Source organism: Arthrobacter sp. Alg241-R88 (assembly GCF_900537115.1).
GTDB lineage: Bacteria > Actinomycetota > Actinomycetes > Actinomycetales > Micrococcaceae > Arthrobacter.
Map to the genome: position 1 here is coordinate 81,043 of NZ_UNRG01000001.1, position 26,462 is coordinate 107,504.

The window sequence follows — 26,462 nt, forward strand, 5'->3', positions numbered from 1 at the left end:
ACCAAGTAGCGGACCTGAGTACCGGGGCCACAAAGTACTTATATACCGCCGCCTGCACGCCCTGTTATTTTCGAAAAATCGGGCGGAATGTCCGTAAGCAAAGGGCGACGGCGGCCTCCCGCCGTCGTCCTCCGGCAAGGGAAGCAGGGCGGCCATGGGGGCAGGGGACGGGGCAACGGAGCAGGCCAGGCTGGCTGCGGAAAGGGTTGCCAGGCTCAAGCGCCGGCTCGACCAGGCCGAACGTTCCACCCAGGCCTGGGATGCCGGTGCCGCCGGCGGGCACGTGGTGGCAGAGAAGCTGAGCGAACTGGTGCCGCGCGGCTGGTACGTGTTGCACGACGTCCACTGGCCTGGCCGGCCCAAGGCCAACCTGGACCACGTCCTGGTGGGGCCGGGCGGTGTGGTGGTGGTGGACGCCAAGAACTGGACCGGAGAAGTCAAAGTCTCTTCGGGGGTGCTGTGGCAGGGCCGCTACGCCCGGACCCAGGCCGTGGAAGGTGCACTGGCCCAATGCGCTGCCGTCGCCTCCGTGATGGCCCCGCCGCACCGCCGGCTGGTGCGTCCGCTCATCTGTATGGCCGAGCAGCCGGACCTTTTTGGCGTGACAAACTCCGATGTCGCCGTAGCGGGTGCCCAGCGTGTGGTGGGTGCCATCGAATCGCTCCCGTCAGTGCTGGACCAGCAGACCGTAGTGGGGATTTACGCGCACCTCGGCCAGCAGCTTACGCATGAACAGGAGCCCGGGATTACAGCATTCCGGAACGTCCGGCCAGGGACTGTGGTCCAGCCAACGGGTGCCCTGCCGCCACGTGGCCCAGCGGCTGAGGGTGCCACTGGACGGGCAACGGCTGAGGATTCCCGTTCCGAAGGTGGCCCCGGGCCTGCAACGGGCAGGAACACCTCAACCCGGAGCGGGAGCTATGCCCGGCATCCGGCGGGCCGCCACCTCAAGGCAGCCGGGGTAAGACAGGGCCGGAACGCTAAGGCCCACCAGCATCCGGGAGCAGGCGCGGGACGCCTGGCGCTGCTCGCAGCATTCGTCATTTTCGCCGTTTATATCCTGCCGTACTGGGGGTACTAGCCCCAGCGCCGGGCCGTGGTGGCGGCTGTTCCGTGCGTGCCCTGGCGTGGGCCGGAACCAGCAGTTTGCTGCTGGCCTGCCGGACAGTCTCCGTGAAACGGTTGAGCCGTTCGGAGTCCAGCGTCCAGGACTGCCAGTAGAGGGGAACGTCCTGGTGGCTGTCCTCCAGGCGGACCAGGGACCCTTCTGCAATCTCACCGGTGAGCTGCAGTTCCGGGATCATTCCCCACCCCAGCCCGGCCCTGACAGCGGCGAGGAATCCTTCCGAGGACGGAACGGTGTGGGTGGGCGGAAGCGGGTCAATGCCTTTGGCATCGAGCAGCTGACGCTGGAGGGTGTCCTTGGCGTTGAACTTCAGCACGGGCATCGCCGCCCACTCCAGGCCGTCGGGAGTGGTAAACCGGTCATGAAGTCCGGCGGCGGCCACCGGGATGTAGCGCATGTGCCCCAGCAGCTCTACCCGGCAGCCGCTTACCGGGACGGGATCAGAGGTCACTGCGCCCATGACTTCCCCTTCCCGCAGGAGCTGGCTGCTGTATCCCTGGTCCTCGACATGGAGGTCGATGGTGGTGTCATCCCAGCCGGCTGCCTCTGCCAGGACCGGGACGAACCAGGTGGCCAGCGAATCCGCATTGACAGCCAACGGCAGGTGGGTCCGGGACGACCCGCCACTGCCCAGCGCGGTCGATGCCTCGGCCTCAAGCACCTGTACCTGGCGGGCCATGCGCAGCAAGAGCCTGCCCGCGTCGGTGGCAGTGCACGGCGCCCGGCGGCGCACCAGGACCTGGCCCACCGAGGTTTCCAGAGCCTTGATCCGCTGGCTCACGGCGGACGGGGTGATGGACAGCGCGTCCGCCGCGGCCTCGAAAGTGCCCTCGTCAACCACGGCGGTCAGTGCTCTGAGGTGCTCGAAGTTCATGAAGATATTCTAATGGCTTCGCAGAATCCGTTATTTGTCTACATCCTCTGAGTCCTTTAGCGTCGAAGCATGTGGACTGTAGGGATGACCGGACTCCTCACCGGCCTCGCGTTGATCGTGGCAATCGGGGCGCAGAATGCCTTCGTGCTTCGCCAGGGAATCCGGCGGGAACACGTTGGTGCGGTGGTGGCCGTATGTATGGCGGGTGACGCATTGCTGATCCTCGGCGGCACAGCCGGCATCGGCGCTCTGGTCACCCGCTTTCCGGAGGCCTTGGAGATATTGCGCTGGGGCGGGGCTGCATACCTGCTCTGGTTTGCGGTCCGGTCCTTCATCGCGGCGTTGAAGCCCTCCTCGCTGACCGAACAACCTCCGCGATCGAAGCACTCGGTGGTCGGCACTGCGGTCGCCCTGACCTTCCTGAACCCCCACGTGTACCTTGACACGGTGGTGCTGCTGGGCAGCCTCGCCAACCAGCAGGGCGCCGGGACCCGGTGGGTCTTCGCGGGCGGCGCCGTCACCGGCAGTGTGCTCTGGTTCTCCGCCTTGGGGTACGGGGCGCGGAGTCTGGCGGGGGTCCTCCGCAGCCCGCGGACCTGGCGCTGGGTGGACCTGGCCATCGGGGTGTTGATGCTGGTGCTCGCCGTCAGGCTTGTAGTGCACTGACCGGTTCCGGAGGGTGCTTCGGCGGTAGGCTGGGAATCAAAACTCCCAGGGGGAAACCTTGACTGACCAGCCTTCCCAGCGGCCTGAATCCGAACGCCCAGATGGCGCCGCCCCGCCGTCGGGTTCTGAACCGCCCAGGTTTGCGCCGCCCTATGGTGCTGAGCCCCCGACCCAGCAGCAGTTCGGACAGGGCGGCCATGGACAGGGCGGCCATGGGCAAAACCACTATGGAGAACCCGGCCAGTACGGTGCCCCGTATGGCCAGCCGCCAAGCCAGTACAGCCAGGGGCCCTACAGCCAACCCAGCCCCTACAGCCAGCCTGGGTATTACGGCGTGCCCGCTGAGCCGAAGACGCTCAGTATCGCGAGCATGGTGTGCGGCATTGCGTCGGTGATTATGGGCTTCCTCCTCCTGCCGCAGGTCGCCGCGATCGTCACCGGCCACATGGCGCTCAAGCGCGAGCCGTCCGGCAAGGGCATGTCCATCACCGGCCTGGTGCTGGGGTACCTCTGCCTGCTGGGCTACGGCGCGTTCTGGCTGCTGCTCATTATCGGTCTGGCCGTTGCCAGTTCCACCTCAACGAACACCTTCTGAACCCCCGGATGCCCTATCACTTTTGGTACCCAAGGCGCGGTTTTAGGGACCAAAAGTGATAGGGCATCTTCAGTTTTTAGGCTTGGCCGACGGCTGCCAGCGGAACCCTGTCCTCCGCCGGACCGGCCGGATAGATTGATTCGGCGGGCGCGCGGTTGGTGGCCTTCGCCCATGGGTAGTAGATGGCGAGGGTGACTGCGATCCCCACCAGCCAGGAGATGTCGGCGCCGCCCAGCAGCTTGGTGACGGGGCCGGTGTACAGCGCCTGCGCCAGGAACGGGATTTGGACCACGACGCCGATTCCATAGGACGCCAGCGCCGCCGCGTTCCAGCGGCCGTAGCGGCCGTCCGGGTTGTACAGCGCCGGGATGTCCAGCCGGTCCCGGGAAATCTTGTAGTAGTCCACGAGGTTGATCACGGACCACGGCGTGAACACCATCAACAGCAGCAGGACAAAGTTCTTAAAGAGGTTCAGGAAGTCCTTGCTGGCAAACAGTGCGATGAGGACGCTGGCGCTGATGACCGCGATGATAAAGACGATCCGCAGCGTCCTGGACACGGAATCCCTGCGGTTGACGGCTGTGCTGATGGTGACGCCGCACATAAAGGCGCCGTAGGCGTTGAGGCAGTTGACTGTGAGTTTGCCCGTGACGATCACCAGGTAGATGAAGATGGCGATCAGTCCGCCGCCGGCGAGGTCGCCCATGTAGCCCACCTGGTTCTTCAGGAAGTCGCCGCCGAGCTTGGCAGCGGAAAGGCCTCCGGCGATCGCGCCCAGGGTCATGGCCCACTGCGCGCCGCCCACGGATCCGGCGAAGGTGTACCAGAAGGTCTTGCGTTCGGACGTGGTGGCCGGCAGGTACCGGGAGTAGTCGGCCACATAGGGGCCAAACGTCAGCTGCCAGCCGGCGCCAAGGGCGATCGCTGTCAGGAACGTGGGCCATTCGAAGCCCTTGACCATCATTACCTGGGTGACGTCGAACTTCGTGAAGACCGCCACCGTCAGGTACAGGAACCCGGCCAGTCCCACTACGGTGGCGATCCGGCCCAGGGCGTGGATGTACTTGTAGCCGAGGATGGCCAGCAGTGCGGTGGCCGCGCCGAAGATCAGGATGCCGACGGCGGGAGCCTCCACGCCGAGCATAAGGTTGATGGCCTGGCCCGAGAGAACGGTGCCCGTGGAGGCAAACCCGATGTACATCAGGATGACCAGGACCAGCGGGATCACTGCCCCGTAGACGCCGAACTGCGCCCGGCTGGAAATCATCTGCGGAAGGCCCAGCTTGGGGCCCTGCGCCGAGTGGAGGGCCATCACCGCGCCGCCCACTACGTTGCCGACCAGCAGTCCGACAATGGCCCAGAAGGCATCGGCGCCAAAAACAACGGCGAGTGCGCCATCCACGATGGCGGTGATCTGGGCGTTGGCGCCGAACCAGAGCGTGAACTGCCCCCGCGGGTGGCCGTGGCGCTCGCCGGGCGGAATCATTTCAATAGAACGTGCCTCTACGGCACTGCTTGTTGCGGCCATGGCCAACTCCTTGGGTGATAAAACGTAGGTTCCATCACACTGGGTTTGCGGCCCGATAAGAACAGGAAATACCGTCCGGCTGTCCCGTACTCCAGACAGCCCGGCGTGTCGGCGCAAAATTCCCCTCCGAATGGGCTATTCCACCGCGCATTCCGGGGGAATTGACCGTTGGCCGGGGATGAGTTCTCCGCGGTCGCGTGGGCGCCGTCTAACGGAGCAGCTCCACATCCGAGACGAGCTCGATGTGGGCAAGCATGGCCTCTGCTGCCCCTTCCGCATCCTGCGCCCGGATGGCGTCGGCGATCTTGCGGTGTGAGGCGAGGGACTGCTCGGGCCGGCCCGGCTGGCCCAGCGATTCCATCCGTGTTTCCAGGATCATCTCCGCGATAAACGCCATGAGCTGGGCCAGCACCGAGGAATGGGCTGCAGCCGTGATGGCCTGGTGGAAGAGTTCGTCGCCGTGGGTGCCTCGGTCGCCGTCGCTGATCTCCCGGGCCATGACGTCCAGCGCCTCATCGATCGCAGCGAGGTCGTCGTCCGTACGGCGGGCAGCAGCGAGCGCAGCAAGCTTGACCTCCAGCGTGCTCCGCGCCTCCACGATCTCCGGCAGCCGGCTCCGGTGCTCACGCAACCCCTTGATCACGGACGCAACACTGGGCCGCCGCGCCAGGACCGCACCCGTGCCGTGCTGCACGTCGATGACGCCCAGGACTTCAAGGGCCACCAGGGCCTGAGCAAGGGTCGCCCTGGATACACCGAGGCGCTCGGCAAGGTCCCGTTCGGCCGGCAGGAGATCGCCAGGCCTGAGCTGGGCCGATTCGATATAGGCAAGGATCTGCTCCACCAGCTGTTCGTAAAGCCGGGGCCGCGTAACCCGCTCCAATCCCAACCGTGATGTCTTCTCCACAAAGCCCTCGCTACGTCGTCGTTCCCCCAAGACTACAGGGAGCGGCTATTGACAGATAGACTCACTGTCTAGGAGGCTAGTCCAGTGAGCCAGTAACTCACATCACACTTTTCTTTCTTCCCACTGGAGGACCAACGATGTCCGCTCCTGTTTTGTCGATCATCATCCTGGCGGCGATGTTCCTGCTCGCCACTGTCCTGCCCCTGAACATGGGTGCCCTGGCCTTCGTTGGCGCCTTCCTGCTCGGCACCGTGGTGCTGGGTATGTCCACCAATGACATCCTTGCCAACTTCCCCGGCGGCCTATTCCTGACCATCGTCGGCGTCACTTACCTGTTCGCCATCGCCCAGAACAACGGAACCATCGACCTCCTGGTGCGCGGCGCCGTCAAGCTCGTGGGAAGCCGGGTTGCCCTGATCCCGTGGGTGATGTTCGCCATCACCGCGGTCATCACCGCCGTGGGCGCACTGTCTCCCGCCGCCGTCGCCATCATTGCCCCTATCGCCCTTAGCTTCGCTGGAAAGTACAAAATCAGCCCGCTGCTGATGGGCATGATGGTCATCCACGGCGCCCAGGCCGGCGGCTTCTCGCCCATCGCGGTCTACGGCGTCACCGTCAACGGCATCCTGGCCAAGACCGACCTTGCCTTCAACCCCACCGCATTGTTCCTGTCCAGCCTCGTCTTCAACACCCTCATCGCCCTGGTGCTCTTTGTGGTCCTGGGCGGGCGGGCGCTCCTGTCCTCCAAGGTGAGCCACTTCGTGGAGCAGGCCGCCGAAGCGCGGATGGCCGTCAGCGTCGGGGCCAAGGCCGGCGACGTGGCCTTCAAAGGCTTCGGCTCGGGCATGTACGGCCCCCGCGACCCTGCAGGCGACGGCGTTGCAGCCACCAAGGAGCGGTCGGAGCGCATCCCGCAGCTGGTGACCATCGGTGGCCTCATCGCGCTGGCCGTCATTGCCCTCGGGTTCAAGGTTGACGTCGGGTTTGTCTCCATCACCATCGCCATCGTCCTGGCCCTGGTCTCACCGGCCGCCCAGAAGGGCGCGATCAACAAGATCAGCTGGTCCACGGTGTTGCTGATCTGCGGCATGCTGACCTTCGTCGGGGTCCTCGAGGAAGCCGGAACCATCGAGGTTGTCTCCAACGGTGTGGCCAGTATGGGCCTGCCCCTGCTGGCGGCCCTGCTGATCTGCTACATCGGTGCCGTGGTCTCCGCCTTCGCTTCCTCCACCGCCATCCTCGCCGCCCTGATCCCGCTGGCAGTGCCATTCCTCTCGACCGGCGAAATCGGAGCTGTCGGCGTCATCTGCGCCTTGGCGGTTTCGGCCACCATCGTGGACGTTTCACCCTTCTCCACCAACGGGGCCCTGGTCCTGGCCAACGCTCCCGAAGGCGTGGACAAGGACCGGTTCTACAAGAAGATCCTGGGCTACAGCGGCATCGTGATCGTTGCCGGCCCAGCCCTGGCCTGGCTGGCACTCGTCGTCCCCGGCTGGCTCTAGCGGACCGGGACGCCGCCACACACTTCCCCGCCTGTTTGAGAAAAGGAACCAGCGCATGAGCAGAACCGAGAACATCCGAGGCCCCCTCGCCGGCCACCTTGTGGTTGACCTGAGCCGTGCCCTCGCGGGCCCGCACGCCGGCATGATGCTGGCGGACCTGGGCGCCCGGGTCATCAAAGTGGAAAACCCCGGAACCGGGGACGACACACGAGGCTGGGGTCCCCCCTTCGTCGGCCCGGAGGACGATCTGCAGTCCACGTACTTTATGTCCTGCAACCGCAACAAAGAATCCATCAGCCTGGACCTGAAGAGCGCCGACGGACAGGCGGTGCTGCGCGGACTGCTGGAACACGCCGATGTGGTGATCGAGAACTTCCGCCCCGGAGTCATGGACCGGCTCGGCTTTTCGCCCGCGGCCATGCACGAGCTCAACCCGCGGCTGGTCATCCTCTCCATCACGGGCTTCGGCCATGACGGCCCCGAGTCGCAGCGGAGCGGTTACGACCAGATCCTCCAGGGCGAGGCCGGGCTGATGTCCCTTACCGGCTCAGGGCCCAACGACCCCCAGCGCGTGGGCGTCCCCATCGCGGACCTCCTCGCCGGCATGAACGGTGCCTTCGGGGTGCTGGCAGCACTCGTTGAACGGGACCGGACGGGCCTCGGGCAGGTGGTGCGCACGTCCCTGCTGGCATCACTGATCGGGGTCCACGCCTTCCAGGGCACCCGCACCACGGTGGCGGGGGAAGTTCCCAGGGCCCAGGGCAACCACCACCCGTCCATCGCGCCCTACGGCTTGTTTGCCTGCAAGGACGGAAGCGTGCAGATCAGCGTCGGCAGCGAAAAGCTGTGGCTCTCATTCGCGGCGGCCTTCAATCTTGACCCGGCGGCGCCGGGCTTTGCCAGCAACGCCGAAAGGGTGCGGAACCGCGCAGCCGTCATTGCCGCCGTCGAACGCGCCTTCGCGGACTACGGGGCGCAGGAGCTGCTGCAGAAACTGAACGACGCCGGGATCCCGGCAGGCAAGGTGCGTTCGCTTGATGAGGTGTACGCGTGGGAGCAGGTGGCGTCCCAAGGCCTCGTGGTCGATGTGAACCACCCATTGCTGGGCAAGGTCAGCCTGCCGGGCCCGCCGCTGAGGTTCTTTGCCCCGGGCGATGCTGCGGAAACCACCGTCACCGAGCACGACGCGCCGCCGCTGCTGGACGAGGACGGGCAGGCGATTCGCGAATGGCTCGGCCTGGCTTCACTCGCCGGGCAGGTGGCCTAGCATGCCAACAACCGAAAAGGTAAGGCACCTCAGCGCCGCAGAGCTGCTGGAAACTGTGGTGGACGAAGGCTCCTTCGTCTCCTGGGACACGCCTGCCCAGGAGCCTCCACTGTTTGAGGAGTACTTCCGCGACCTGGCCAAAGCGCGGGAACGCAGCGGAACCGACGAATCGGTCGTGACGGGCGCCGGACTCATCCGGGGGCACCGCGTTGCAGTGATCGTCAGCGAATTTTCGTTCCTGGCGGGATCGATCGGCCACGCGGCGGCGCAGCGGATAGTGGCCGCCGTCGAGCGGGCCACCGCGGAAGGGCTGCCGCTGCTGGCCGGCCCGGCGTCCGGCGGCACCCGCATGCAGGAGGGCACGCTGGCTTTCCTGTCCATGGTGAAGATTACCGGGGCGGTGCGGGCACACCGCCAGGCCGGACTTCCGTACCTGGTCTACCTGCGCCACCCCACCACCGGTGGCGTGATGGCCTCGTGGGGATCCCTTGGCCATATCAACGTGGCCGAACCCGGTGCGCTCCTGGGATTCCTGGGCCCGCGGGTCTACGAGGCGCTGCACGGCGAACAATTTCCCGAGAATGTGCAGGTGGCGGAAAACCTGTTCAACAAGGGGCTGATCGACGGCGTTGTTGAGCCTGCGGACCTCGCCGAACTGGTGGGCAGGGCCCTGGACATCCTCTGCGCCCGGCGGGGCCCCCGGCCGGAAGCCCCGGGGACGCTGGTTGTCCGGCCGGCAGCAGTTGATGCGTGGACGTCCATCGGAATTTCCCGGCGTCCCCGCCGGCCGGACCTGCGGCAGCTCCTCAAGTTTGGTGCCGGCGACGCCCTGCTATTGAATGGGACAGGGCAGGGGGAGAAGGACCCCGGGCTCCTGCTGGCCCTGGCCCGGTTCGGCGGGCAGTCCTGCATCGTCCTGGGGCATGCCCGCCCGCTGCGCAAGGACGCGGCCGGGATGGGTCCAGCCTCACTGCGGGAGGCACGGCGCGGCATGAAACTGGCCGAGGAGCTGCGCCTGCCGCTGCTCACCGTCATCGATACCGCAGGTGCAGACCTCTCACAGGAGGCGGAGGAAGGCGGGCTCGCCGGTGAGATCGCGCGGTCGCTGCACGAGCTCATCGGGCTGGGGGCGCCGTCAGTTTCGGTACTGCTGGGCCAGGGGGCCGGGGGAGGAGCCCTGGCCCTGCTCCCCGCGGACAGGACCATCGCAGCCCAGCACAGCTGGCTCTCACCGCTGCCTCCCGAGGGCGCGAGCGCTATCGTCCACCGGACCACCTCGTATGCTCCCGCCATGGCGCAGGCGCAGGGCGTGAATGTCGCTTCGCTTTACGCCAACGGCCTGGTGGACCATATCGTGGATGAGCGGGACGACGCTTTCCTGGAACCCCAGGAATTCTGCCGGCGGATGGCGCTCGCCATCGAATACGAGCTGGGATCTGTTGCGGGGATCTCCGTTCCCGAGCTGGTGGCAGCGCGGGCGGGGAAGTACCGCAACCTCGGGAACTTCTGAGCCCTGGGGGCTCCCTGCTTTTTATGAAGCCTCGGGAGCGCTACCTTCGCTGGCTTGCCCGCGCCCGGCGGGCGTTGGCACGCAGTTGGAGGATGCGCGCGCCGCCTGCCGCGGCCACCAGGACCCCGCCGGTCACGCTGGCGATAAACAGTGCCATGCCCAGTGGCAAGCTTCCTTCGAAGCCCAGGAACCTGACCAGCACGAGGTCCTGGTTCTGCAGGATAAAGATGATCAGCAGGATCAGGAGCGCCAGGGCGGCCACCACTGCGGCCCATACCACGCCGGCGCGGGTCACCTTGGGCTCGCCGGCACCCGCTGGGGCGGGCGGCGTGGTGGCAGGGGACGAGTCTGCGTGGCGCGCGGCGGGTACCCCAGGGGTGCCTGTCCGGTCAGCCGGCGGCGTGCCGTTGTCGCGCGGCTCCAGTGGTCCGTCGGTCCCCGGCGTGTACTGTCCAGCACTCATTCACGGCCCCTTCCAAGGATGCTAAGCATGCTTATGATGCCACCTTAGCCGGGAAGTTTCGCCGGGCACAACGCCACGCCTGCTAACTGCCGGCGATTCGTTGCGCGTGCTCGTGCTCCGCCGTGGTCAGCTCCCCAGCTCGGGTCCCCACAAGCGTCCAGCGGGACAGGGCGCCGTTGGGGCGGGCCAGCGCTCCTGTGGCAAGCGCAGCGTCAATACGACGGCGGACCTCGGCTTCCTGCCGTGGATCGGCTGCGAAGATTGTCCGGAGCGTCACTGACTGTCCCTCCTGCTGGACGGCAGTGTGGTGGGCGGCGAGCGGGCACGGCGGGGGATGCTCCCAGCTGCCGCACAGGGCTACCGTGATCGCAGCTCCTGGCGCCGCCGCGTCGGCGTCGGTGTCAAGCCGGAGGGTGGCTTCGTGTACGTAGAAACCGGGCATGCGTCCATTCTCCGGCAACAGGCGCCCCGCCGCCGGGCCGGAACCTGCTGACCTGGCACTGCCTGACCAACCTCGCACGCAACGGAAGGGCCCCTTGGGGGAGGCCCTTCCGAGGACTTCGGCACTGCGCCGGATCGGCACTCCGCCAGCCCGGCACCGTGTCAGACCCGTTCCCTGCTCCGTTCGCCGGAGGGGGTGCTGGGCCGTGGCGTCCTGCGCCAGTTGGGGAAGGCCCAGAACGTGTAATCCTGTGCCTTGACTTCCTGCTCCGGAGTTTCCACCGGGGTTTCCTGCTTGGCTTCAGGCTGACGGTGGGATTCCTTCTTAACGCCCCACCCGAAGTCCTTGCTGGATGAATAGCACATCGCAGACCTCCTTCTCGTGACTGCCCCTTAATCGTCCTCCCGATGTGCCAAAGAGTCGACACCCTGCAAGCGGCCCGCTAGTAACCCAGTTGGTGGGCCACCCGCAGCAGGAGGCTTTCGGAGCCCTTTGGCCCCACCAGCTGGATTCCCATAGGCAACCCCTGGCCCGGAGCTCCGCCTGTCCAATGCACCGGAACGGTGATGGCGGGAAGCCCGCACACATTGACCACGGAGGACCACGGCGCGAACTCGCACTGCTTCCGGTAGTCGCCGTCGGCATCCCCTGCCCACTGCGCCGACGGCCAGCGCCCATCACCATGGGCTGTCCCGGTGAACCAGCCCACCGGGCGCGGTGTCTGGGCAAGTGCCGGCATCAGCATCAGGTCCCACTGCGCGTACTGCGTCACCGTGTCCCGCTGGAACTGCCGCAGCAAGGCCAGCGCTTCATTCAGCTTCGCCGCGCTGCGCTGTTGGGCCCTGCGCCGGAAGGTCCGGGTCAGCGGCGCCAGCAGCGCTTCGCGGTGGGGGCTGATCCTGGCCGCGCCCACCGGCGCCGTCCAGGCCGTGGTGAAGGCGTCCGGGTAGCGGTTGTCATAGCGGATGGCGGCGTCGCTGAGCGTGTGGCCCGCGTGCTCCAGAAGTTCCTCCCCGGTCCGGAGCGCGTCCAGCGCCTCCTGGTCCGGAGTAAAAGGGAAGGTGCCGGACCAGGGGCTGTCCAGGGTGACGCCGATCCGCAGCCGCGGCGGCTCCTGGTCCATAGCCGCGAGGTAGGCGCCATCCCTGGTATCCGCGGGGGAGGGGGCCAGCGCATCCATCATCAGTGCGGCGTCGGCGGCGCTCCGGGCAAGGGGACCTGCCACCACCAGCCGTGCGGGGTCGCCCAGGCTCTCTCCGGCCGGCACCAGGCCGCGCCCCGGCTTCAGGCCCACCAAACCACAGGCGGCGGAAGGGATGCGGATGGAGCCGCCGCCGTCCGTGCCCGGTGCGAACGGAAGAAGTTTGGCGGCCACCGCCGCGGCGCTCCCGCCGGAGGATCCTCCTGAACTTCTGCTGGGAGCATGGGGATTGCGCGACGGCGGCGCCACGCGGTTTTCGCTGTAGGCAGTCAGTCCGAATTCGGGCACCTGCGTCTTGCCCAGGCAGATCACGCCCGCTTCCCGGAGGTGCGCCACCAGCGGTCCGTCGCTGACTGCCGGTTTGTGTTCCAGGGCAGCGCTGCCGTGGCTTGTCACCACGCCGGCCACGTCTGTGAGGTCCTTGAACGCCAGGGGCATGCCGTGCAGGAATGGCAGTTCGTCAACAGGAGCGCTGCTTCGAAGCGTGTCGGCCGCGCGGGCGTTGTCCATCGCCTGCTCGGCTGTCACCGTGACAAATGCCCCGAGCAGGGGATTGTGCCGTTCGATCCGGCCCATGAAGTGGGCTGCCGCTTCCACTGACGAGACCTCGCCTTTACGGAGGCTGTCCCGGAGGGCGACCGCGGAAAGCTCGTGGAGCTCAGCCAAGGTACCGCGGCTCCAGGCGTTCCTCCTGGGCGCCCTCTGCGTCCTGGGAACGGGTCACGATATAGGCGCCCTTGCCGCGGACTTCGGCCACCGCCTCGGTCAGTGACGTGCCGTGGTAAACCAGCCCCACGCCGTCGTCCGTGCAGTGTGTTTCGCCCAACGTCCCGTCAGCCACCAGCCGGTGCACCAGGGGGCGCCTGCGCTCCTCCGAGTCGTAGTGCACTCCGTTGGCGAAGGGCAGGAACGCCAGCCCGTTGGTCACGGCGCGGAGTTCAGGGCCGAAGGAATCCGTGGTGCCGCCCTGGAACCAGCAGATGGACCCGGCAGAAACGCCCGCCAAAACCACGCCGCTTTGCCATGCCTTATGCAGCATGTGTTCCAGGCCGTGGGCCCGCCACACCGCCAGCAGGTTCACTACTGAGCCGCCGTTCACCCAGACCACGTCCTGGGCCAGCAGGTGCGCCTCGGGATCGGCGTGGTTGGGCATGGTGAAAAGGTTCAGGTGGCTGAAGTCGAATCCCGCCTGCCGCGACGCCTCATCCATTTCGGCGTTGAAGGCGCGCTGGTCACCGGCGGCCGTGCCGATGTGCGTCACCTTTGGTGCCCGGCCGATGACGCCGGATAGTTCGACGGCGTGGTGCAGCAACCGGTCAAACTCGAGTCGGGTGCGGCTGCCGGGCTTGAAGCCGCCCGAGGTTGCCAGAATGGTGGGCTGCTCTGCAGGCAAGGTTCCTCCTAGGGTCTTCCGAGTAGCCTAACTTGCAGTTCTTCCCGGCGGGCAAGGGCCTGCGGGGGCTAGGCTTAACGCTGAACCCGATCAGCCAGACAGGACTTTCCATGAGCGATTTTGATTCCGTCCCCGTCAACGACATCCCCGCCGACGCCGCCATCCTGGACGTGCGTGAGGATTACGAGTGGGTCGCCGGGCATGCGGACGGGGCCCTTCACATCCCCCTGGACCAGTTGCCCTCGCGCCTGGACGAACTCGATCCGGACCAGGACCTGTACATCATTTGCCGTACCGGCGGCCGGTCATTCCGCGCTGCACAGTGGCTCACTGGCCAGGGCTATTCCGCAATTAATGTCTCCGGCGGCATGGACCAGTGGCTGGAAGCCGGGAAGCCGCTGGTGTCGGACAACGGGCTGAAGCCGCTGGTTCTCTAGCACCTCCGCTTCGCTTCCGCGTTCCGGGCGCCCTGCCCCAGGGTGCTCACATGCCTTCGAAGGAATACCTATGCCTGCGCCCTCCGCCACCTACGCCTTCCTCGGGCCCGAAGGTACCTTCACCGAGGCTGCCCTGCTGAAGGTGCCGGGCGCCGGCCGGGCTACCCGCCTCCCTGCGTCGAACGTCAATGCTGCCTTGGACAAGGTGCGCGAGGGATCGGCCGACGCTGCGATGGTGCCCATCGAGAATTCGGTGGAGGGCGGCGTCACCGCCACCTTGGACGCCATCGCCACCGGCCAGGAACTGCGGATCATCCGGGAAGTCCTGGTGCCCATCAGTTTTGTGCTGGTGGCCCGCCCGGGCGTGCGGCTGCAGGACGTCAAGCGGGTGTCCACGCACGGACACGCCTGGGCGCAGTGCCGGCTCTGGATGGATGCCCACCTTCCCGGTGCTGAGTACGTTCCCGGTTCGTCCACCGCTGCCGCTGCCATGGGGCTGCTGGAGGACGATTCCCATTACGACGCCGCGATCTGTGCGCCGCTGGTGGCCCAGGAACAGCCGGGACTTACGGCGCTCGCCGAGGACATTGGAGACAACCCCGGGGCCGTAACCCGCTTCGTCCTGGTCAGCCGCCCCGGCATCCTGCCCGAACGCACCGGAGCGGACAAAACCACAGTGGTGGTGCCCCTGCCGGAAGACCGCCCAGGTGCCCTGATGGAGATCCTGGACCAGTTCGCCAGCCGGGGAGTGAACCTCAGCAGGATCGAATCCCGGCCCACCGGGCAGTACTTGGGGCACTATTTCTTCAGCATCGACGCCGACGGCCACCTCGGGGACGCGCGTGTCGCGGACGCCCTGGCAGGGCTCCACCGCATCAGCCCGGCCACGCGTTTCCTGGGTTCCTACCCGCGGGCCGACCACCAGGAGGCAGTGGTGGAGCCGCATACTTCTGATGGCGCATTCGAAGCAGCGCGGGCCTGGGTGGAAGGGCTGCAGCCGCAGGCTGGTGGTCCGGAAATCGGTTCCGCCGCTTCGCCCACAGCGTAGGTGATTGCCTTCCTTACCACTTCCGCGGGCTGTGGACAATGCGTATGCTTACTTGATCCACATTGGGGGATGGCCCCTAACGAAGGGAGCGGGTCATGAGTACCAACAGCTCTGACAACGACGGCCAGGGGATGATCGTTAATCCCCGCCCCACCGCCGACAACCAGGACTGGGACGGCGACGAGGCCGATCGGGCGGACCGCCTGCGCTTCGAAGAGGAACAGGCCATGATCCGTGAGCAGTCCGAGGCCCGCGCCGCCGCCAAGGCCGCCGCCGAGGCACGCAAGGAAGCCCACGCCTGATCCTCCTGCTTTAGACCAGCAAGCCCTGCCCTTTAACCCTGATCAGTAGCGAACGCGGCTCCACCTGCACAGTGACCTTGGTGGCTTCCCCTGCCGTGTCACCGTCGAGTTGCGTAGGCATGGGCTCGGGGCACTTGATGACGATCCTGCCTGACCTGTAAACGGTCATGATGGGCAGTTTGCCGCTGTGCTTGAACATGATTTTTACATACATCAGCAGCCAGCCGATGGCGCTCCGCGGGCTCATCACCACCACGTCCAGCATGCCGTCGTCGATCATGGCCTGCGGAATGAAGTCGATGCCGCCGGGAACCAGCCCGCAGTTGGCAAAAAGGATGCTGCGGATGTTCCTGACCTGGTCCGGGCTGCCGTCCAGGGAGATTGAGATCCTCTTCCGCCGGCCGGGCAGGTGGCGCATGCCGGCCTCCGTGTAAGCGAGCCAACCGAACGTTTTTTTGAGGCCGGCGTTGGTGTCGGCAAGGACTTCGGCGTCCATGCCGATACCCGCGATCACCAGGAATGCGTGCTCGGAGGAATGGCCGGTCCGGGAGTTTTCGATACCCATCCGTGCCGTGTCGATGTACCGCTGGTGCCCGAAAAGTGCGGTTTGCACGCTGCCGTGGAGGTCGTTGACGTCCAGGTCCACGTTGCGGGCCAGGAGGTTTCCAGTGCCCAGCGGGATGATGCCCATCGCGACGCCGGTGCCGGCGAGGGACTCAGCCACCACCCGGACGGTGCCGTCGCCGCCGCCCACCACGACGACGTCGGGCTTGTGCTCCAACGCCGCCTGCACCTGCGAGAAGCCCGGATCCTCCGCCGTCGTTTCGTAAAACACCGGCTCATCCCAGCCTGCCGTCAGGCAGGCACGCTGGATGGTGGCTTTGGCTTCGTCGGAGCGGGCCTTGATCGGGTTGAGGATCACCACCACGCGCTGATCAGTGAGCCCCGGTTTGTGGGCGTCCCCGCCTACGGCGCTGCGCACATGCAGGGCCTTGAGCCTGCGCACTCCCCACCAGCTGGAGATGGCGAAGGCAAGCGCCACCGCAATCAGCACGTAGAGAATCAGGTCGCTCATGGTCCCCCAACAGTATCCCGGCGGGCGGTGCGCCGGTCCTGGGTGCCCGCGGCCGCCGTCGTACTCCTTCGGATTGGATACCCTTGTGTGGTGATCGACGTAAAAGACCTCAGCGAAAACCCGGACAAGTTCCGAGCCAGCCAGCGCGCCCGCGGCGCGGACGAATCAGTGGTGGACGCGATCATCTCCGCGGACTCTGCACGCCGGGCGGCGCTGATCCGCTTCGAGAACCTCCGAGCCGAGCAGAACGTCTTTGGCAAGAAGGTGGCCCAGGCCAAGGGCGACGAGAAGAAGGCGCTGCTGGCCGAGGTGAAGGAACTGGCCAACTCGGTCAAGGCTGCCTCCGCCGAGGCAGACGCGGCGCAGCTGAAGCAGGAAGAGCTGCTGCGCACCATTCCCAACCTCATCGAGGACGGCGTTCCCGAGGGCGGCGAGGACGACTACGTGGTGGTCAAGACCGTCGGGACGCCCCGCGAATTCCCTGACTTCGAGCCGAAGGACCACCTCGAAATCGGTGAACTGATCGGCGCCATCGATATGGAGCGCGGCGCCAAGGTGTCCGGCGCCCGCTTCTACTTCCTCCGCGGCGTGGGTGCCCGGCTGGAGATGGCCCTGCTGCAGATGGCGATGGAGCAGGCTATTGAGGCCGGTTTTGTCCCGATGATCACGCCCACTTTGGTGCGGCCGGAGACCATGCAGGGCACCGGCTTTGATGTAAAGCACGACGCCGAGATCTACCGTCTGGCGGAAGACGACCTGTACCTGGTCGGCACCTCCGAGGTGGCGCTGGCCGGTTACCACGCCGACGAAATCCTCGACTTCTCCAAGGGGCCCATCCGCTACGCCGGACAGAGCTCCTGCTACCGCCGTGAGGCCGGTTCGCACGGCAAGGACACCCGGGGCATCATCCGCGTGCACCAGTTCAACAAGGTGGAGATGTTCATCTACACCACCGTTGAAGAAGCCGCCGCCGAGCACCAGCGCCTGCTGGCCTGGGAAGAGGATATGCTGGCCAAGTGCGAGCTGCCGTACCGCGTGATCGACACCGCAGCCGGCGACCTTGGCACGTCTGCTGCGCGGAAGTACGACTGCGAAGCCTGGGTTCCCACCCAGGGCGCGTACCGCGAGCTGACCTCGACGTCCAACTGCACCACCTTCCAGGCACGCCGCCTGAACATCCGTGAGCGCGTGGTGAACGAGGCCGGTGTTGCCAAGGGCACCCGGGCGGTGGCCACCCTGAACGGCACCCTGGCCACCACCCGCTGGATCGTTGCTCTCCTGGAGCACCACCAGAACGCCGACGGCTCGGTCAACGTTCCGAAGGCACTGCAGAAGTACCTGGGCGGCCTTGAGGTCCTCCCGGTCCTGTAAAAGTTTCCCGCCGGGGTGAATATCCACCCCGGCGGCCGTGTCCGGATGTTTACCAATAGTTCAAAAAATCTGTGGCGCGCGTCCTAGCGGGGTTGGGGGCCGTCTGCTCTACTTGATGGATGACAACGCTGACTGAAACCTCAGTCGCCGGCAACGATGACCGGCGAGAGAACGAAAACGACACCGTAAACCAGAAGTTCATGGTCGCCCTGGACGTGGACGGCACCCTGGTGGACCACGACGGGCACATGTCCCCGGCGGTCCGCGAAGCGGCGCAGGCGGTGGTAGCTGCCGGGCATGAGGTCATGATTGCCACCGGCCGCTCACTCAACGCCATGCTGCCCATCATTGAGAACATCGGGATCGAGCGCGGCTACGCGGTCTGCTGCAACGGCGGCGTAACCCTGCGGCTCCACCCGGAGCTTGAAAAAGGCTATGAGGTCATCCATAAAGCCACCTTTGATCCTGCGCCTGCCCTTCGTGCACTGCGCGAGCGGCTCCCATCTGCCAAGTACGCGCTGGAAGATGAGGACGGAAACTTCCTTTCCACGGAACGCTTCCAGGACGCAAGCTTCGGCGTCGAGGCCGTCGGCGTGGACTTCCACACCATGCTCGAAGCCACCGCTGTGCGCGTAGTGGTGTTCAGCACCGAAAACACGCCGGAAGAGTTCAACGAAGCGATCGAGCATGTTGGCCTTGCCGGCGTCACCTACTCGGTGGGCTGGACCGCTTGGCTGGATATTGCCGCGGCCGGGGTGACCAAGGCCAGCGCCCTGGAAAACCTGCGGAGCCGCCTCGGCATCGAACCGCACCTTACCGTGGCTGTCGGAGACGGCCGTAACGACATCGAGATGCTCAGCTGGGCCGGACGGGGCGTGGCCATGGGCCAGGCTCCGGAGGAAGTGATGAGGGCCGCGGACGAGGTCACCCACTCCGTGTTCGACGACGGCGCCGCCCACGTGCTGCGCAGCCTCCTCTAGCTGCCGGAGCCGAACGGCGGCCCCACGCGAACGCCAGCCGGCGTCCGGGTGGGGGCCCGCCGTCGGGCAGAATGGAAAGCATGACCCTTACGACGTTCGCCCTCATCCGCCATGGCCAGACTGACTGGAATGCGCAGCGCCGGCTGCAGGGTTCCACGGATATTCCCTTGAACGACGTCGGCCGGGCCCAGGCGCGTGACGCCGTCGCCGTTTTGTCCGCTTACGAATGGGACGCCATTGTGTCCTCGCCGCTCAGCCGCGCTGCTGAAACCGCAGACCTGATCGCCGCCGGGCTCGGGCTCACCGAGGTCCGCCGCGTGCCGGAACTCATTGAGCGCAGCTTCGGGCCCGCTGAGGGCATGCAGGCCGGCCCGGAACTCGACGCCCTGCGGATCCCCGGGGGCTTCCGCGGCGCGGAAAGCGAGGACGAGGCAGCAGACCGGGGACTGGCCGCATTGGAGGCTTTGGCTGAGGAGTTCCGCGGACGCCGGCTACTCGTGGTCGCCCACGGGACGCTGCTCCGGGTGAGCCTCAGCCGCGCCGTAGGCAGCACCCTGAAGAGCATCGACAATGCCGTCCTGAACCTCGCGCACCACCACGCTTTTGACGGATGGCAGCTCGAATACTTCAACGGCGAGCCCGTGATGGCCGCCACCCAGCGCTGACCACTGGCACGTTTTAGCGGCCCTGGCTTTCGTTGGAAAGGCCGTTTCAGCGCACTTCGAGAATCAGCCCCAGCAGCCGGGCCGCGGCGGGCCGGGCTGCATGCTCCTCGTTCCACTGCGCCCGGGCCACAGCTTTGCTGACGGCCTGCGTGGTGATGCCCAGTTCGTGGGCCACCGCCTTCTGCTGGCCGCGGACGCCCGGGGTCAGCAGGTCAAGGACCCGCCATTCCGCATCGGACCGGTCACGGACGATATGTCCCAGCAGCCGGAGCACGGCCTCGGCATCATGGGCCACATCGGCCAGCGGCCCTTCCACCGCAACCGGGATCCGCTCCTTGCTGCTGCGGATCCGGTCCACCGCACGCCGGGCGTACACCAGCCCGTGGCCGGAAGCGTCCTTGATCTGGTTGGGCAACGGCTCGTTGACAGGCCCAACCCCGATACCCACGTACCAGGAACCGGAGCGCAGCGCGATCAACGCCGCCTCCACGGCCTGATGCGGGCAGTCCACGATGCCCTGGACCTCGTCCTCCACCGACCGGTCGAAATCCAGGCGCGCAGGAATATGCCGCAGGTCCTTGAGTAACTGCGGCACCCGGTCGCCATCGCGCCGGCTGTCGGTTTGGTTGATTGTCAGCGTGAACATCTGAAACCAAAGACTACCCGCTGGTAGCAGAGGGCAGGCAAGCGGGGTTGCCTCGTCCGGACCCATCTGATGCGATGGACCAATGGCCGCCTTCCGCGGCGAACGCGACGTGAGGATGGTTATGACCAGCAGCATGGGCCAGGACGAGCTCGAAGGTGTAGACCGCTGGTGGCGCGCCGCCAACTACCTTTCGGTAGGGCAGATCTACCTCCGCTCCAACCCGCTGCTGCGCGAACCGCTGAAGGCGGAGCACACGAAGTCCCGGCTGCTGGGCCACTGGGGCACCACCCCGGGCCTTAACTTTGTCTACGCCCACCTGAACCGCGTGATCCGCCGCGACTCCGCCGAGATGCTCTTTGTGGCGGGTCCCGGCCATGGCGGCCCCGCCGTCGTCGCCAATGCCTGGCTGGAAGGGACATACTCCGAAATCTACGGCCACGTGGGCAACGACGCGGACGGCATGGCCGAGCTCTTCCGGCAGTTTTCCTACCCCGGAGGCATCCCCAGCCACGCCGCTCCGGAAACCCCCGGCTCCATCAGCGAGGGCGGCGAACTCGGCTATTCCCTCGCCCATGCCTACGGCTCGGTACTCGACAATCCCCAGCTGGTCACCGCCGTCGTGATTGGCGACGGCGAGGCGGAGACCGGGCCCCTTGCCGCCAGCTGGCACTCGCACAACTTCCTCGACCCCGCCACGGACGGCGCCGTGCTGCCCATCCTGCACTTGAATGGGTACAAGATTGCCAATCCCACCATCCTGGCGCGCATGCCCGAAGTGCAGCTGGAGCAGCTCCTGCGGGGCTACGGCCACGAGCCCCACTTCGTCACCGTGAAGGACCCCGACGACACCGAACAGGCGCACCGGGACTTCGCCGAAGCTTTGGAGGGCTGCCTGGCCGGCATCCGCGCCATCCAGGACTCCCGGCGTACGCCGCAGGCAGGTACGGAAAAAGCCGATGGCGGCGCGCCGCGCTGGCCCATGATCGTGCTGCGCTCGCCGAAGGGCTGGACCGGACCCCGGGAAGTGGATGGCCTGCAGGTAGAAGGGACGTGGCGGAGCCACCAGGTGCCGCTGGCGGAGGTACGCACCAACGAAGACCACTTGCGGCTGCTGGAGCAGTGGCTGCAGTCATACCGCCCCGAGGAGCTGTTCGACGGCGACGGGCGGCTCCGGCCCGACGTCGCCGAAGGGGCTCCCACCGGGGACTTCCGGATGAGCGCCACGCCCCACGCCAACGGCGGCCTGCTCCGCCGGGCGCTGAAGCTGCCTGCCTACCAGGACCACGCCGTCGAGGTTGCCCGGGCGGGCAGCGAGCGGGTCAGCCCGATGGTGACGCTGGGCTCCTGGATGCGGGACGTCATTGAACTCAACATGGAAACGTTCCGGCTTTTCGGCCCGGACGAGACGGCGTCGAACCGGCTGCAGAACGTTTATGAGGTCACGCATAAGGTGTGGCAGTACCGGATTGACGACGTCGATGAGCACCTTGCGCGCTCCGGCAGGGTGATGGAGGTGCTGAGCGAACACCTGTGCCAGGGCTGGCTGGAGGGCTACCTCCTGACCGGCCGGCACGGCGTCTTCAGCTGCTACGAGGCCTTCATCCACATTGTTGACTCGATGTTCAACCAGCACGCCAAGTGGCTGAAGGTGCACCGCAAGCTGCCGTGGCGACAGCCGGTGGCGTCTTTGAACTACCTGCTGTCCTCGCACGTGTGGCAGCAGGACCACAACGGGTTCTCCCACCAGGACCCGGGGTTCATCGACCACGCGGTGAACAAGAAGGCAGAGGTCATCCGGGTGTACCTGCCGCCGGATGCGAACACGCTGCTGTCCGTGATGGAGCACTGCCTGGCGTCCACGGACTATGTGAACATCGTGGTCAGCGGAAAGCAGCCGTCTCCCACCTGGCTGGGACCGGCCGACGCGGCCACGCACTGCCAGCGGGGACTGGGAATCTGGGAGTTCGCCGGCTCCGAAGTCCCGGGTGAGGAGCCCGACGTAGTACTGGCCTGCGCGGGCGACGTGCCCACCGTGGAGACGGTTGCCGCGGCAGAGTTGCTCCGGCTGGGTGCTCCGGGGCTGAAGGTCCGCGTCGTGAACGTGGTTGACCTGATGCGGCTGCAGGACGAGAGCGAGCACCCGCACGGGCTCCCGGCCCGCGATTTCGACGGGATCTTCACCGCCGACAAGCCCATCATTTTCGCCTACCACGGCTACCCGGCGCTGATCCACCGGCTAGCCTACCGCCGCAGCAACCAGGAGGGACTGCATGTGCGCGGCTACAAGGAGGAGGGCACCACCACCACGCCGTTCGACATGGCCATGCTGAACGGCATCGACCGGTTCCAGCTGGCCATCGACGCCATCGACCGCGTTCCCGGCCTTGCGGAGAAGCACTCGATGCTGCGGCAGGAGCTCCAGGACCGCAGGATCCGCGCCCGCGAGCACACCCGCACCCACGGGGAGGACCCGGAGGAAATCCGGAACTGGCAGCTCGGCTAGCTCCTTGGAGTTTTTGTCCAGATATGCGGACTTCCGGGCTTGTTAAGTCTGCATATCTGGACAAAAACTCTCCTAGGCGATGAGTCCGTGGAGGCCGCCCGCGGGCAGGTGGATCCAGCCTTCGCTGCGGGCCGCCGCGGCCTGGACGTCATCCGGGAGCACGGTCAGGCCGACGGCGACTGCGCGGGCGGTGAGGGCTGCGACGACGGCGTCGAACAGGTCATCCGACCCGGCCAGGCGGGCCTCGTGGCCGCCAAGGTCCAGCCACGGTGCCTGCTGGCACAAATTGCGCAGGAGCAGGGAAAGCTGTTCCGTCTCGGCGCTGCCCCGTCCTTTGTAGCCGCGGGCGTTCAAGCCCCAGAGCTTCAAGGAAGCAGCAGGGTAGACCTCGGCCAGGCGGCCCGATCCGTCCCGTGGTTGGGGGCTATGCCTGGCCGCTATTTTCGCCTGGATCACGGCGCATCTCATGGCCGGGTGGGCCAGGCGGTCCGCCGAGACACTCAGCGGGATCAGGCCGGTCCGGGCGGTGACGAACCGGTCCGTATCCCGGTACGCGAGCAAGCGCCTGCCCTCGATGCCGTCGTGTGCCAGGACGGGGCCGGCGTCGAAGTTCCGGTGCCCGGTGAGGAATGGAATCAGGGCCTGCGGCCAGCCCACCGGGCAATCAATGCCCGTCATGTCCGTGGTGCCGAAAAGCTCGGCGATGTGGTGGTCATCCACGTCGAGTGCGAGTTGCGCCAGCCGGGCCGAGCCCTGGCCCCATTCGATGACGGCCACGGCTGTTTTCCTGGCTGCTGCCGCGAGGTCCACTCCGAGCATTCTCACGTGACCAGACTCTACCCCTGGCTTTCCCGGTCCCGTTCTGGACACTGGATGACCCGGTGCTCCTGGTTCTGGGACGCTGGTGCCTGGTGCGCTGTCCCGGCAGACCATGACCGAAAGGATCACCTTCATGCCATGGCTTGATGTACTCGGCAACGACATCCACTACACGGACTCAGGCGCCGGCCGGCCGGTGGTGCTGCTCCACGGCCACGCCTCGGCGGCGGCCTGCTGGGAACCGATCATCACTGAACTGGAGCAGGACTTCCGGGTCCTGGCTTATGACACCTACGATCATGGCTGGTCCTCCAACTCGCCGCGGCAGGGACCGCTGGTGGACCGCGCTGCCGAACTGGAGCACTTCATCAACTCGCTCGGCCTGGAGAACCCAATGATCGTGGGGCAGTCCATGGGCGGCATGACAGCGCTTCGCTGGGCGGTCCGGAATCCAGACGGTGCCGCCGCCCTGGTGGTGTGCGGGATGGGCTGGCCGCTGGTGGTTCCCCCTCCCGGGCAGCCCGGCCAGCCGGAGAAATTCGAGGTGTTCAGCTCACTCGACGCCGACGAGGGGATCTGGCTGGGGGTAGGAAACTCCTTCACGGAGCAGTGGATCGCGGAAAACCCGCGTGATTACGCCCGCTATATCCGCGTCCGTTCCACAGCGGCGGCGATTGAAGCAGCCCGCCACCCGCGCAGCCTCGAACAAAGCCAGGGGGAGTTCCTCAGCGCCGACCCGTCGGACGTCGACTGGTTCCAGCAGGGGCTCGAATCAATAACCAGCCCGCTGGTGGTGATGATCGGGGACGAGGAAAGGCCGCGTATCCGCTGCGGGGCTGAGCACGTTGTGGCCTCTGTGCCCGGCGCGCGTCTGCTGGTTGTCGAGGAGGCCGGCCACAACGCCTACTTCCAGCGCCAGGACATCCTGGTGGACACCATCCGGAACACCGCAGCCACCGCCTAAACCTGCTCGGAGTTTTTGTCCAGATATGCAGGCTTCCGCTGCCCGGAAGTCCGCATATGTGGACAAAAACTCCTGGTCACGCCGCGTGATACGTTAGCGCCCCGGTAATCCCACCCTTGTCGCCAAGTGAGTCTCCCCGGGCGAAAGCAGCCCACAGGCTGCGCAGCTCGCGTCCCACTGCGTTCACGTCCTCCCAGCGGGCACCGGCGATCAGCCCTACGCCGTCCCACGTTTTGCGGTTGCCGAGAAGCAGCGGGAGATCGATGGTGTGGGCAGCACCAAAAATGTTTCCCGGCGCATGCCAGTGCAGGATGTAGCGGTAAGCCTTTCCGCCGGCCAGGGCATGGCGCCGCGCGAACTTCCGGGCGGCCCGGCCGTAGACGGTTTCGGTGACCACCCAATCGATAGCGCGGACGGCGGCGGTCCCGGCGACGGGGATCTTGGCCAGCCGGCTCAGGTACGGGCTTCGCGGCAGGAACAGCCGCGCCTCCTCCGAGGTATGGCCGATCAGCACCTCAATGCCGGGAGCGGAACGGTTCCAGGCTGCCTCTATGGCGGATTCCTCCGGGAGCGGCGCGTGCCCGTACTGGGTGCCGAAAGGCATGGCGGCCAGCATGCCGAACTTCCGGGCCACCTGGGCCACGTGGTCCTCCCGCTCCACCACTTCCATCGCCGGCGTTTCCTCGGTGACGGCTTCGGCAGCGATACCCATTGCGTGGTTCATTTTGTCCCGGCCGCGCGAAATGCCCAACGGCGCACTCTGGATGATGGCCCGCTGGAACAGGGATGGTGCTTCAGGGGTGGCCATGAGGTGGGCGATCGCGTCACCACCGGCCGACTGGCCGAAGGCTGTCACACAGCCCGGGTCGCCGCCGAAGGCTGCAATGTTCCGCTGCACCCAGCGGAACGCCTCGAGCTGGTCCAGCAGGCCGAGGTTGCCCGGCCGGCCGGAGCGGGTGGCGAGGAAACCGAACAGCCCCAGGCGGTAAGTCACCGAGACCGCCACCACCCGGTTTTCGGCAACCAGTACCGCGGGGTCGAAGATGGCGAGGTCACCGGATCCGGTGGTGTAGGAACCGCCATGGATCCATACCATCACGGGCAACCTCTCGCCAGGGGCAAGGTCTGCGGGCATGGTGATGGAGAGGTTTTGGCAGTCCTCGCTCCCCGGAAGTTCGCCGTAGCGGGTGCCCAGGACGTCGTCGAGGAACGGCACCGGACCCTGCGGACAGGCAGGAGCGGGCGAGGTTGCGGGCAACGGTTCGTCCCAGTCCGGCGCTGGAACGGGAGGCTGGAAACGGCCGGCCTTGGCGTACGGGATGCCGGTGGCCCGGACGACGCCGCCGTCCCGCCAGCCGGTGACGGGACCGCAGGGCGGGGTGAACAGGCGGGAGGGCTCAGGCACAAATTTCACAGCACCACCTTTTCACATCCCCTTGTGGAGTTTTTGTCCACGTATGCAGGGTTGGAGGGCGGCGAAGCCTGCATATCTGGACAAAAACTCCGGGAACAACGACGGCGGGCGCCTGGCTCCTAAGAGCCGGGCACCCGCCGTCGTACTGCCAGTCCGGTGGACGGCGGGGATCAGTGGCCGGTGGGCACGTAACGCTTGATGGAAGCTTCGAGCTCGGCTTCGGCGGCGGCACGGTCGCCCCAGCCTTCGGCCTTGACCCACTTGCCGGGCTCCAGGTCCTTGTACCGGGTGAAGAAGTGCTCGATCTCCTTGATCAGGAAGTCGTTGACGTCGCTGACTTCCTGGATGTGGTCGAAGCGGGCATCGACGGGTACGCAGAGGATCTTGGCATCTCCGCCGCCGTCATCAGTCATGTTGAAAACGCCGATGGGGCGGGACTCAACGATGACGCCCGGGTGCAGGTCGAAGTCCTGCAGGAGCACCAGTGCATCCAACGGATCGCCGTCCTCGCCGAGGGTGTTCTCGAAGTATCCGTAGTGCGTGGGGTACTGCATGGAGGTGAAGAGGACGCGGTCCAGGCGGACGCGGCCGGTCTCGTGGTCAACTTCGTACTTGACGCGTGATCCCTTGGGGATCTCGATGGTCACGTCATGCTTCATGGAATGCTCCTCGGCAATTGCAGGGGGTTCGCGGCACACTTGACGGCTCACCAAAATTGAGTCTCCGTGCCGCCGACTATTATTGAGGATATAGCGAGAGGCCCT

27 protein-coding genes are annotated in these 26,462 nt (G+C 66.4%); 14 read left to right on the plus strand and 13 right to left on the minus strand.

The annotated features are described in order from the left end of the window. Positions 1–154: 154 nt before the first annotated feature. Positions 155–1,081, plus strand: coding sequence for an NERD domain-containing protein (locus tag G6R19_RS00350; protein WP_163161230.1), 927 nt, complete (start codon positions 155–157; stop codon positions 1,079–1,081). Here the strand turns inward: G6R19_RS00350 and G6R19_RS00355 are convergent. Then, positions 1,041–2,000 (minus strand): LysR family transcriptional regulator ArgP, encoded by a 960-nt coding sequence (locus G6R19_RS00355; protein WP_163161232.1) that lies wholly within the window; start codon positions 1,998–2,000, stop codon positions 1,041–1,043. The two genes, G6R19_RS00350 and G6R19_RS00355, sit on opposite strands and share 41 nt — an antisense overlap. A gap of 69 nt (positions 2,001–2,069) precedes the next feature. Between G6R19_RS00355 and G6R19_RS00360 the strand changes: the two genes are divergently transcribed. Then, on the plus strand, positions 2,070–2,666 hold the full coding sequence (locus tag G6R19_RS00360) for a LysE/ArgO family amino acid transporter (RefSeq protein WP_163161234.1): 597 nt from the start codon (positions 2,070–2,072) through the stop codon (positions 2,664–2,666). Between the two features lie 58 nt (positions 2,667–2,724). Next, entirely contained in the window at positions 2,725–3,261 is a 537-nt protein-coding gene (locus G6R19_RS00365) for a DUF4190 domain-containing protein (protein WP_163161236.1), read from the plus strand. 76 nt (positions 3,262–3,337) lie between these two features. Here G6R19_RS00365 and G6R19_RS00370 read toward each other — a convergent pair whose 3' ends face one another. Beyond that, the gene (locus tag G6R19_RS00370) at positions 3,338–4,789 is read right to left on the minus strand and encodes a cytosine permease (RefSeq protein WP_163161238.1); all 1,452 of its coding nucleotides are present in this window, start codon (positions 4,787–4,789) and stop codon (positions 3,338–3,340) included. 208 nt (positions 4,790–4,997) lie between these two features. Beyond that, positions 4,998–5,696: a FadR/GntR family transcriptional regulator gene (locus tag G6R19_RS00375; protein ID WP_163161240.1), complete on the minus strand. Its 699-nt coding sequence runs from the start codon at positions 5,694–5,696 to the stop codon at positions 4,998–5,000. A gap of 137 nt (positions 5,697–5,833) precedes the next feature. Here G6R19_RS00375 and G6R19_RS00380 point away from each other — a divergent pair, with 137 nt between their 5' ends. Genes G6R19_RS00380 through G6R19_RS00390 form a run of 3 tightly spaced genes read left to right on the plus strand, consistent with a single transcriptional unit; the run spans position 5,834 to position 9,975 of the window. After that, on the plus strand, positions 5,834–7,198 hold the full coding sequence (locus G6R19_RS00380) for an SLC13 family permease (protein ID WP_163161242.1): 1,365 nt from the start codon (positions 5,834–5,836) through the stop codon (positions 7,196–7,198). A gap of 55 nt (positions 7,199–7,253) precedes the next feature. After that, entirely contained in the window at positions 7,254–8,465 is a 1,212-nt protein-coding gene (locus G6R19_RS00385; RefSeq protein ID WP_163161244.1) for a CoA transferase, read from the plus strand. Between the two features lies 1 nt (position 8,466). Next, entirely contained in the window at positions 8,467–9,975 is a 1,509-nt protein-coding gene (locus G6R19_RS00390) for a carboxyl transferase domain-containing protein (protein WP_163161246.1), read from the plus strand. Between the two features lie 40 nt (positions 9,976–10,015). Here the strand turns inward: G6R19_RS00390 and G6R19_RS20175 are convergent, their stop codons facing one another. The 5 genes from G6R19_RS20175 to G6R19_RS00415 all read right to left on the minus strand — a co-directional run bounded on the left by G6R19_RS20175 (position 10,016) and on the right by G6R19_RS00415 (position 13,474). Beyond that, complete coding sequence (locus G6R19_RS20175) at positions 10,016–10,438, minus strand: LapA family protein (protein ID WP_205484175.1); 423 nt, start codon at positions 10,436–10,438, stop codon at positions 10,016–10,018. 82 nt (positions 10,439–10,520) lie between these two features. Next, the gene (locus tag G6R19_RS00400) at positions 10,521–10,880 is read right to left on the minus strand and encodes a hypothetical protein (RefSeq protein ID WP_163161248.1); all 360 of its coding nucleotides are present in this window, start codon (positions 10,878–10,880) and stop codon (positions 10,521–10,523) included. A gap of 161 nt (positions 10,881–11,041) precedes the next feature. Further along, the gene (locus tag G6R19_RS00405; RefSeq protein WP_163161250.1) at positions 11,042–11,245 is read right to left on the minus strand and encodes a hypothetical protein; all 204 of its coding nucleotides are present in this window, start codon (positions 11,243–11,245) and stop codon (positions 11,042–11,044) included. A gap of 77 nt (positions 11,246–11,322) precedes the next feature. Further along, complete coding sequence (locus G6R19_RS00410; RefSeq protein WP_163161252.1) at positions 11,323–12,747, minus strand: amidase; 1,425 nt, start codon at positions 12,745–12,747, stop codon at positions 11,323–11,325. Then, positions 12,740–13,474, minus strand: coding sequence for a peptidase E (locus G6R19_RS00415; RefSeq protein ID WP_163161254.1), 735 nt, complete (start codon positions 13,472–13,474; stop codon positions 12,740–12,742). Before G6R19_RS00415 ends, G6R19_RS00410 begins: the two co-directional genes overlap by 8 nt. Before the next feature lie 110 nt (positions 13,475–13,584). Here G6R19_RS00415 and G6R19_RS00420 point away from each other — a divergent pair, with 110 nt between their 5' ends. The 3 genes from G6R19_RS00420 to G6R19_RS00430 all read left to right on the plus strand — a co-directional run bounded on the left by G6R19_RS00420 (position 13,585) and on the right by G6R19_RS00430 (position 15,261). Further along, positions 13,585–13,911 (plus strand): rhodanese-like domain-containing protein, encoded by a 327-nt coding sequence (locus G6R19_RS00420; protein ID WP_163161256.1) that lies wholly within the window; start codon positions 13,585–13,587, stop codon positions 13,909–13,911. A 70-nt stretch (positions 13,912–13,981) separates the two neighbouring features. Further along, positions 13,982–14,959: a prephenate dehydratase gene (gene pheA / locus G6R19_RS00425; protein WP_163161258.1), complete on the plus strand. Its 978-nt coding sequence runs from the start codon at positions 13,982–13,984 to the stop codon at positions 14,957–14,959. Positions 14,960–15,054: 95 nt separating this feature from the next. Then, positions 15,055–15,261 (plus strand): hypothetical protein, encoded by a 207-nt coding sequence (locus tag G6R19_RS00430; RefSeq protein WP_163161260.1) that lies wholly within the window; start codon positions 15,055–15,057, stop codon positions 15,259–15,261. Between the two features lie 10 nt (positions 15,262–15,271). Here the strand turns inward: G6R19_RS00430 and G6R19_RS00435 are convergent, their stop codons facing one another. After that, complete coding sequence (locus G6R19_RS00435; protein ID WP_163161262.1) at positions 15,272–16,336, minus strand: diacylglycerol kinase family protein; 1,065 nt, start codon at positions 16,334–16,336, stop codon at positions 15,272–15,274. 90 nt (positions 16,337–16,426) lie between these two features. On the opposite strand from G6R19_RS00435, the gene serS reads away from it, so the two are divergent. From serS to G6R19_RS00450, 3 genes are all read left to right on the plus strand, one after another. After that, the gene (serS, locus tag G6R19_RS00440) at positions 16,427–17,707 is read left to right on the plus strand and encodes a serine--tRNA ligase (RefSeq protein WP_163161264.1); all 1,281 of its coding nucleotides are present in this window, start codon (positions 16,427–16,429) and stop codon (positions 17,705–17,707) included. A 119-nt stretch (positions 17,708–17,826) separates the two neighbouring features. Next, positions 17,827–18,687 (plus strand): HAD family hydrolase, encoded by an 861-nt coding sequence (locus G6R19_RS00445; protein ID WP_163161266.1) that lies wholly within the window; start codon positions 17,827–17,829, stop codon positions 18,685–18,687. An 80-nt stretch (positions 18,688–18,767) separates the two neighbouring features. Then, entirely contained in the window at positions 18,768–19,352 is a 585-nt protein-coding gene (locus G6R19_RS00450; protein WP_163161268.1) for a histidine phosphatase family protein, read from the plus strand. A gap of 46 nt (positions 19,353–19,398) precedes the next feature. On the opposite strand, the gene G6R19_RS00455 is transcribed toward G6R19_RS00450, so the two are convergent. Beyond that, a complete protein-coding gene (locus tag G6R19_RS00455) occupies positions 19,399–19,998 on the minus strand; it encodes a hypothetical protein (protein ID WP_163161270.1) in 600 nt (199 codons plus the stop codon). 121 nt (positions 19,999–20,119) lie between these two features. Between G6R19_RS00455 and G6R19_RS00460 the strand changes: the two genes are divergently transcribed. Further along, entirely contained in the window at positions 20,120–22,501 is a 2,382-nt protein-coding gene (locus G6R19_RS00460) for a phosphoketolase family protein (RefSeq protein ID WP_163161273.1), read from the plus strand. A 72-nt stretch (positions 22,502–22,573) separates the two neighbouring features. Here G6R19_RS00460 and G6R19_RS00465 read toward each other — a convergent pair whose 3' ends face one another. Next, entirely contained in the window at positions 22,574–23,326 is a 753-nt protein-coding gene (locus tag G6R19_RS00465; RefSeq protein WP_163161275.1) for a DUF429 domain-containing protein, read from the minus strand. Between the two features lie 127 nt (positions 23,327–23,453). Between G6R19_RS00465 and G6R19_RS00470 the strand changes: the two genes are divergently transcribed. Then, complete coding sequence (locus tag G6R19_RS00470) at positions 23,454–24,284, plus strand: alpha/beta hydrolase (RefSeq protein WP_163161276.1); 831 nt, start codon at positions 23,454–23,456, stop codon at positions 24,282–24,284. Positions 24,285–24,360: 76 nt separating this feature from the next. Here G6R19_RS00470 and G6R19_RS00475 read toward each other — a convergent pair whose 3' ends face one another. Beyond that, positions 24,361–25,689 (minus strand): carboxylesterase family protein, encoded by a 1,329-nt coding sequence (locus tag G6R19_RS00475; RefSeq protein ID WP_240341749.1) that lies wholly within the window; start codon positions 25,687–25,689, stop codon positions 24,361–24,363. 179 nt (positions 25,690–25,868) lie between these two features. Next, on the minus strand, positions 25,869–26,357 hold the full coding sequence (locus G6R19_RS00480; RefSeq protein WP_079596875.1) for an inorganic diphosphatase: 489 nt from the start codon (positions 26,355–26,357) through the stop codon (positions 25,869–25,871). Between the last annotated feature and the right edge of the window lie 105 nt (positions 26,358–26,462).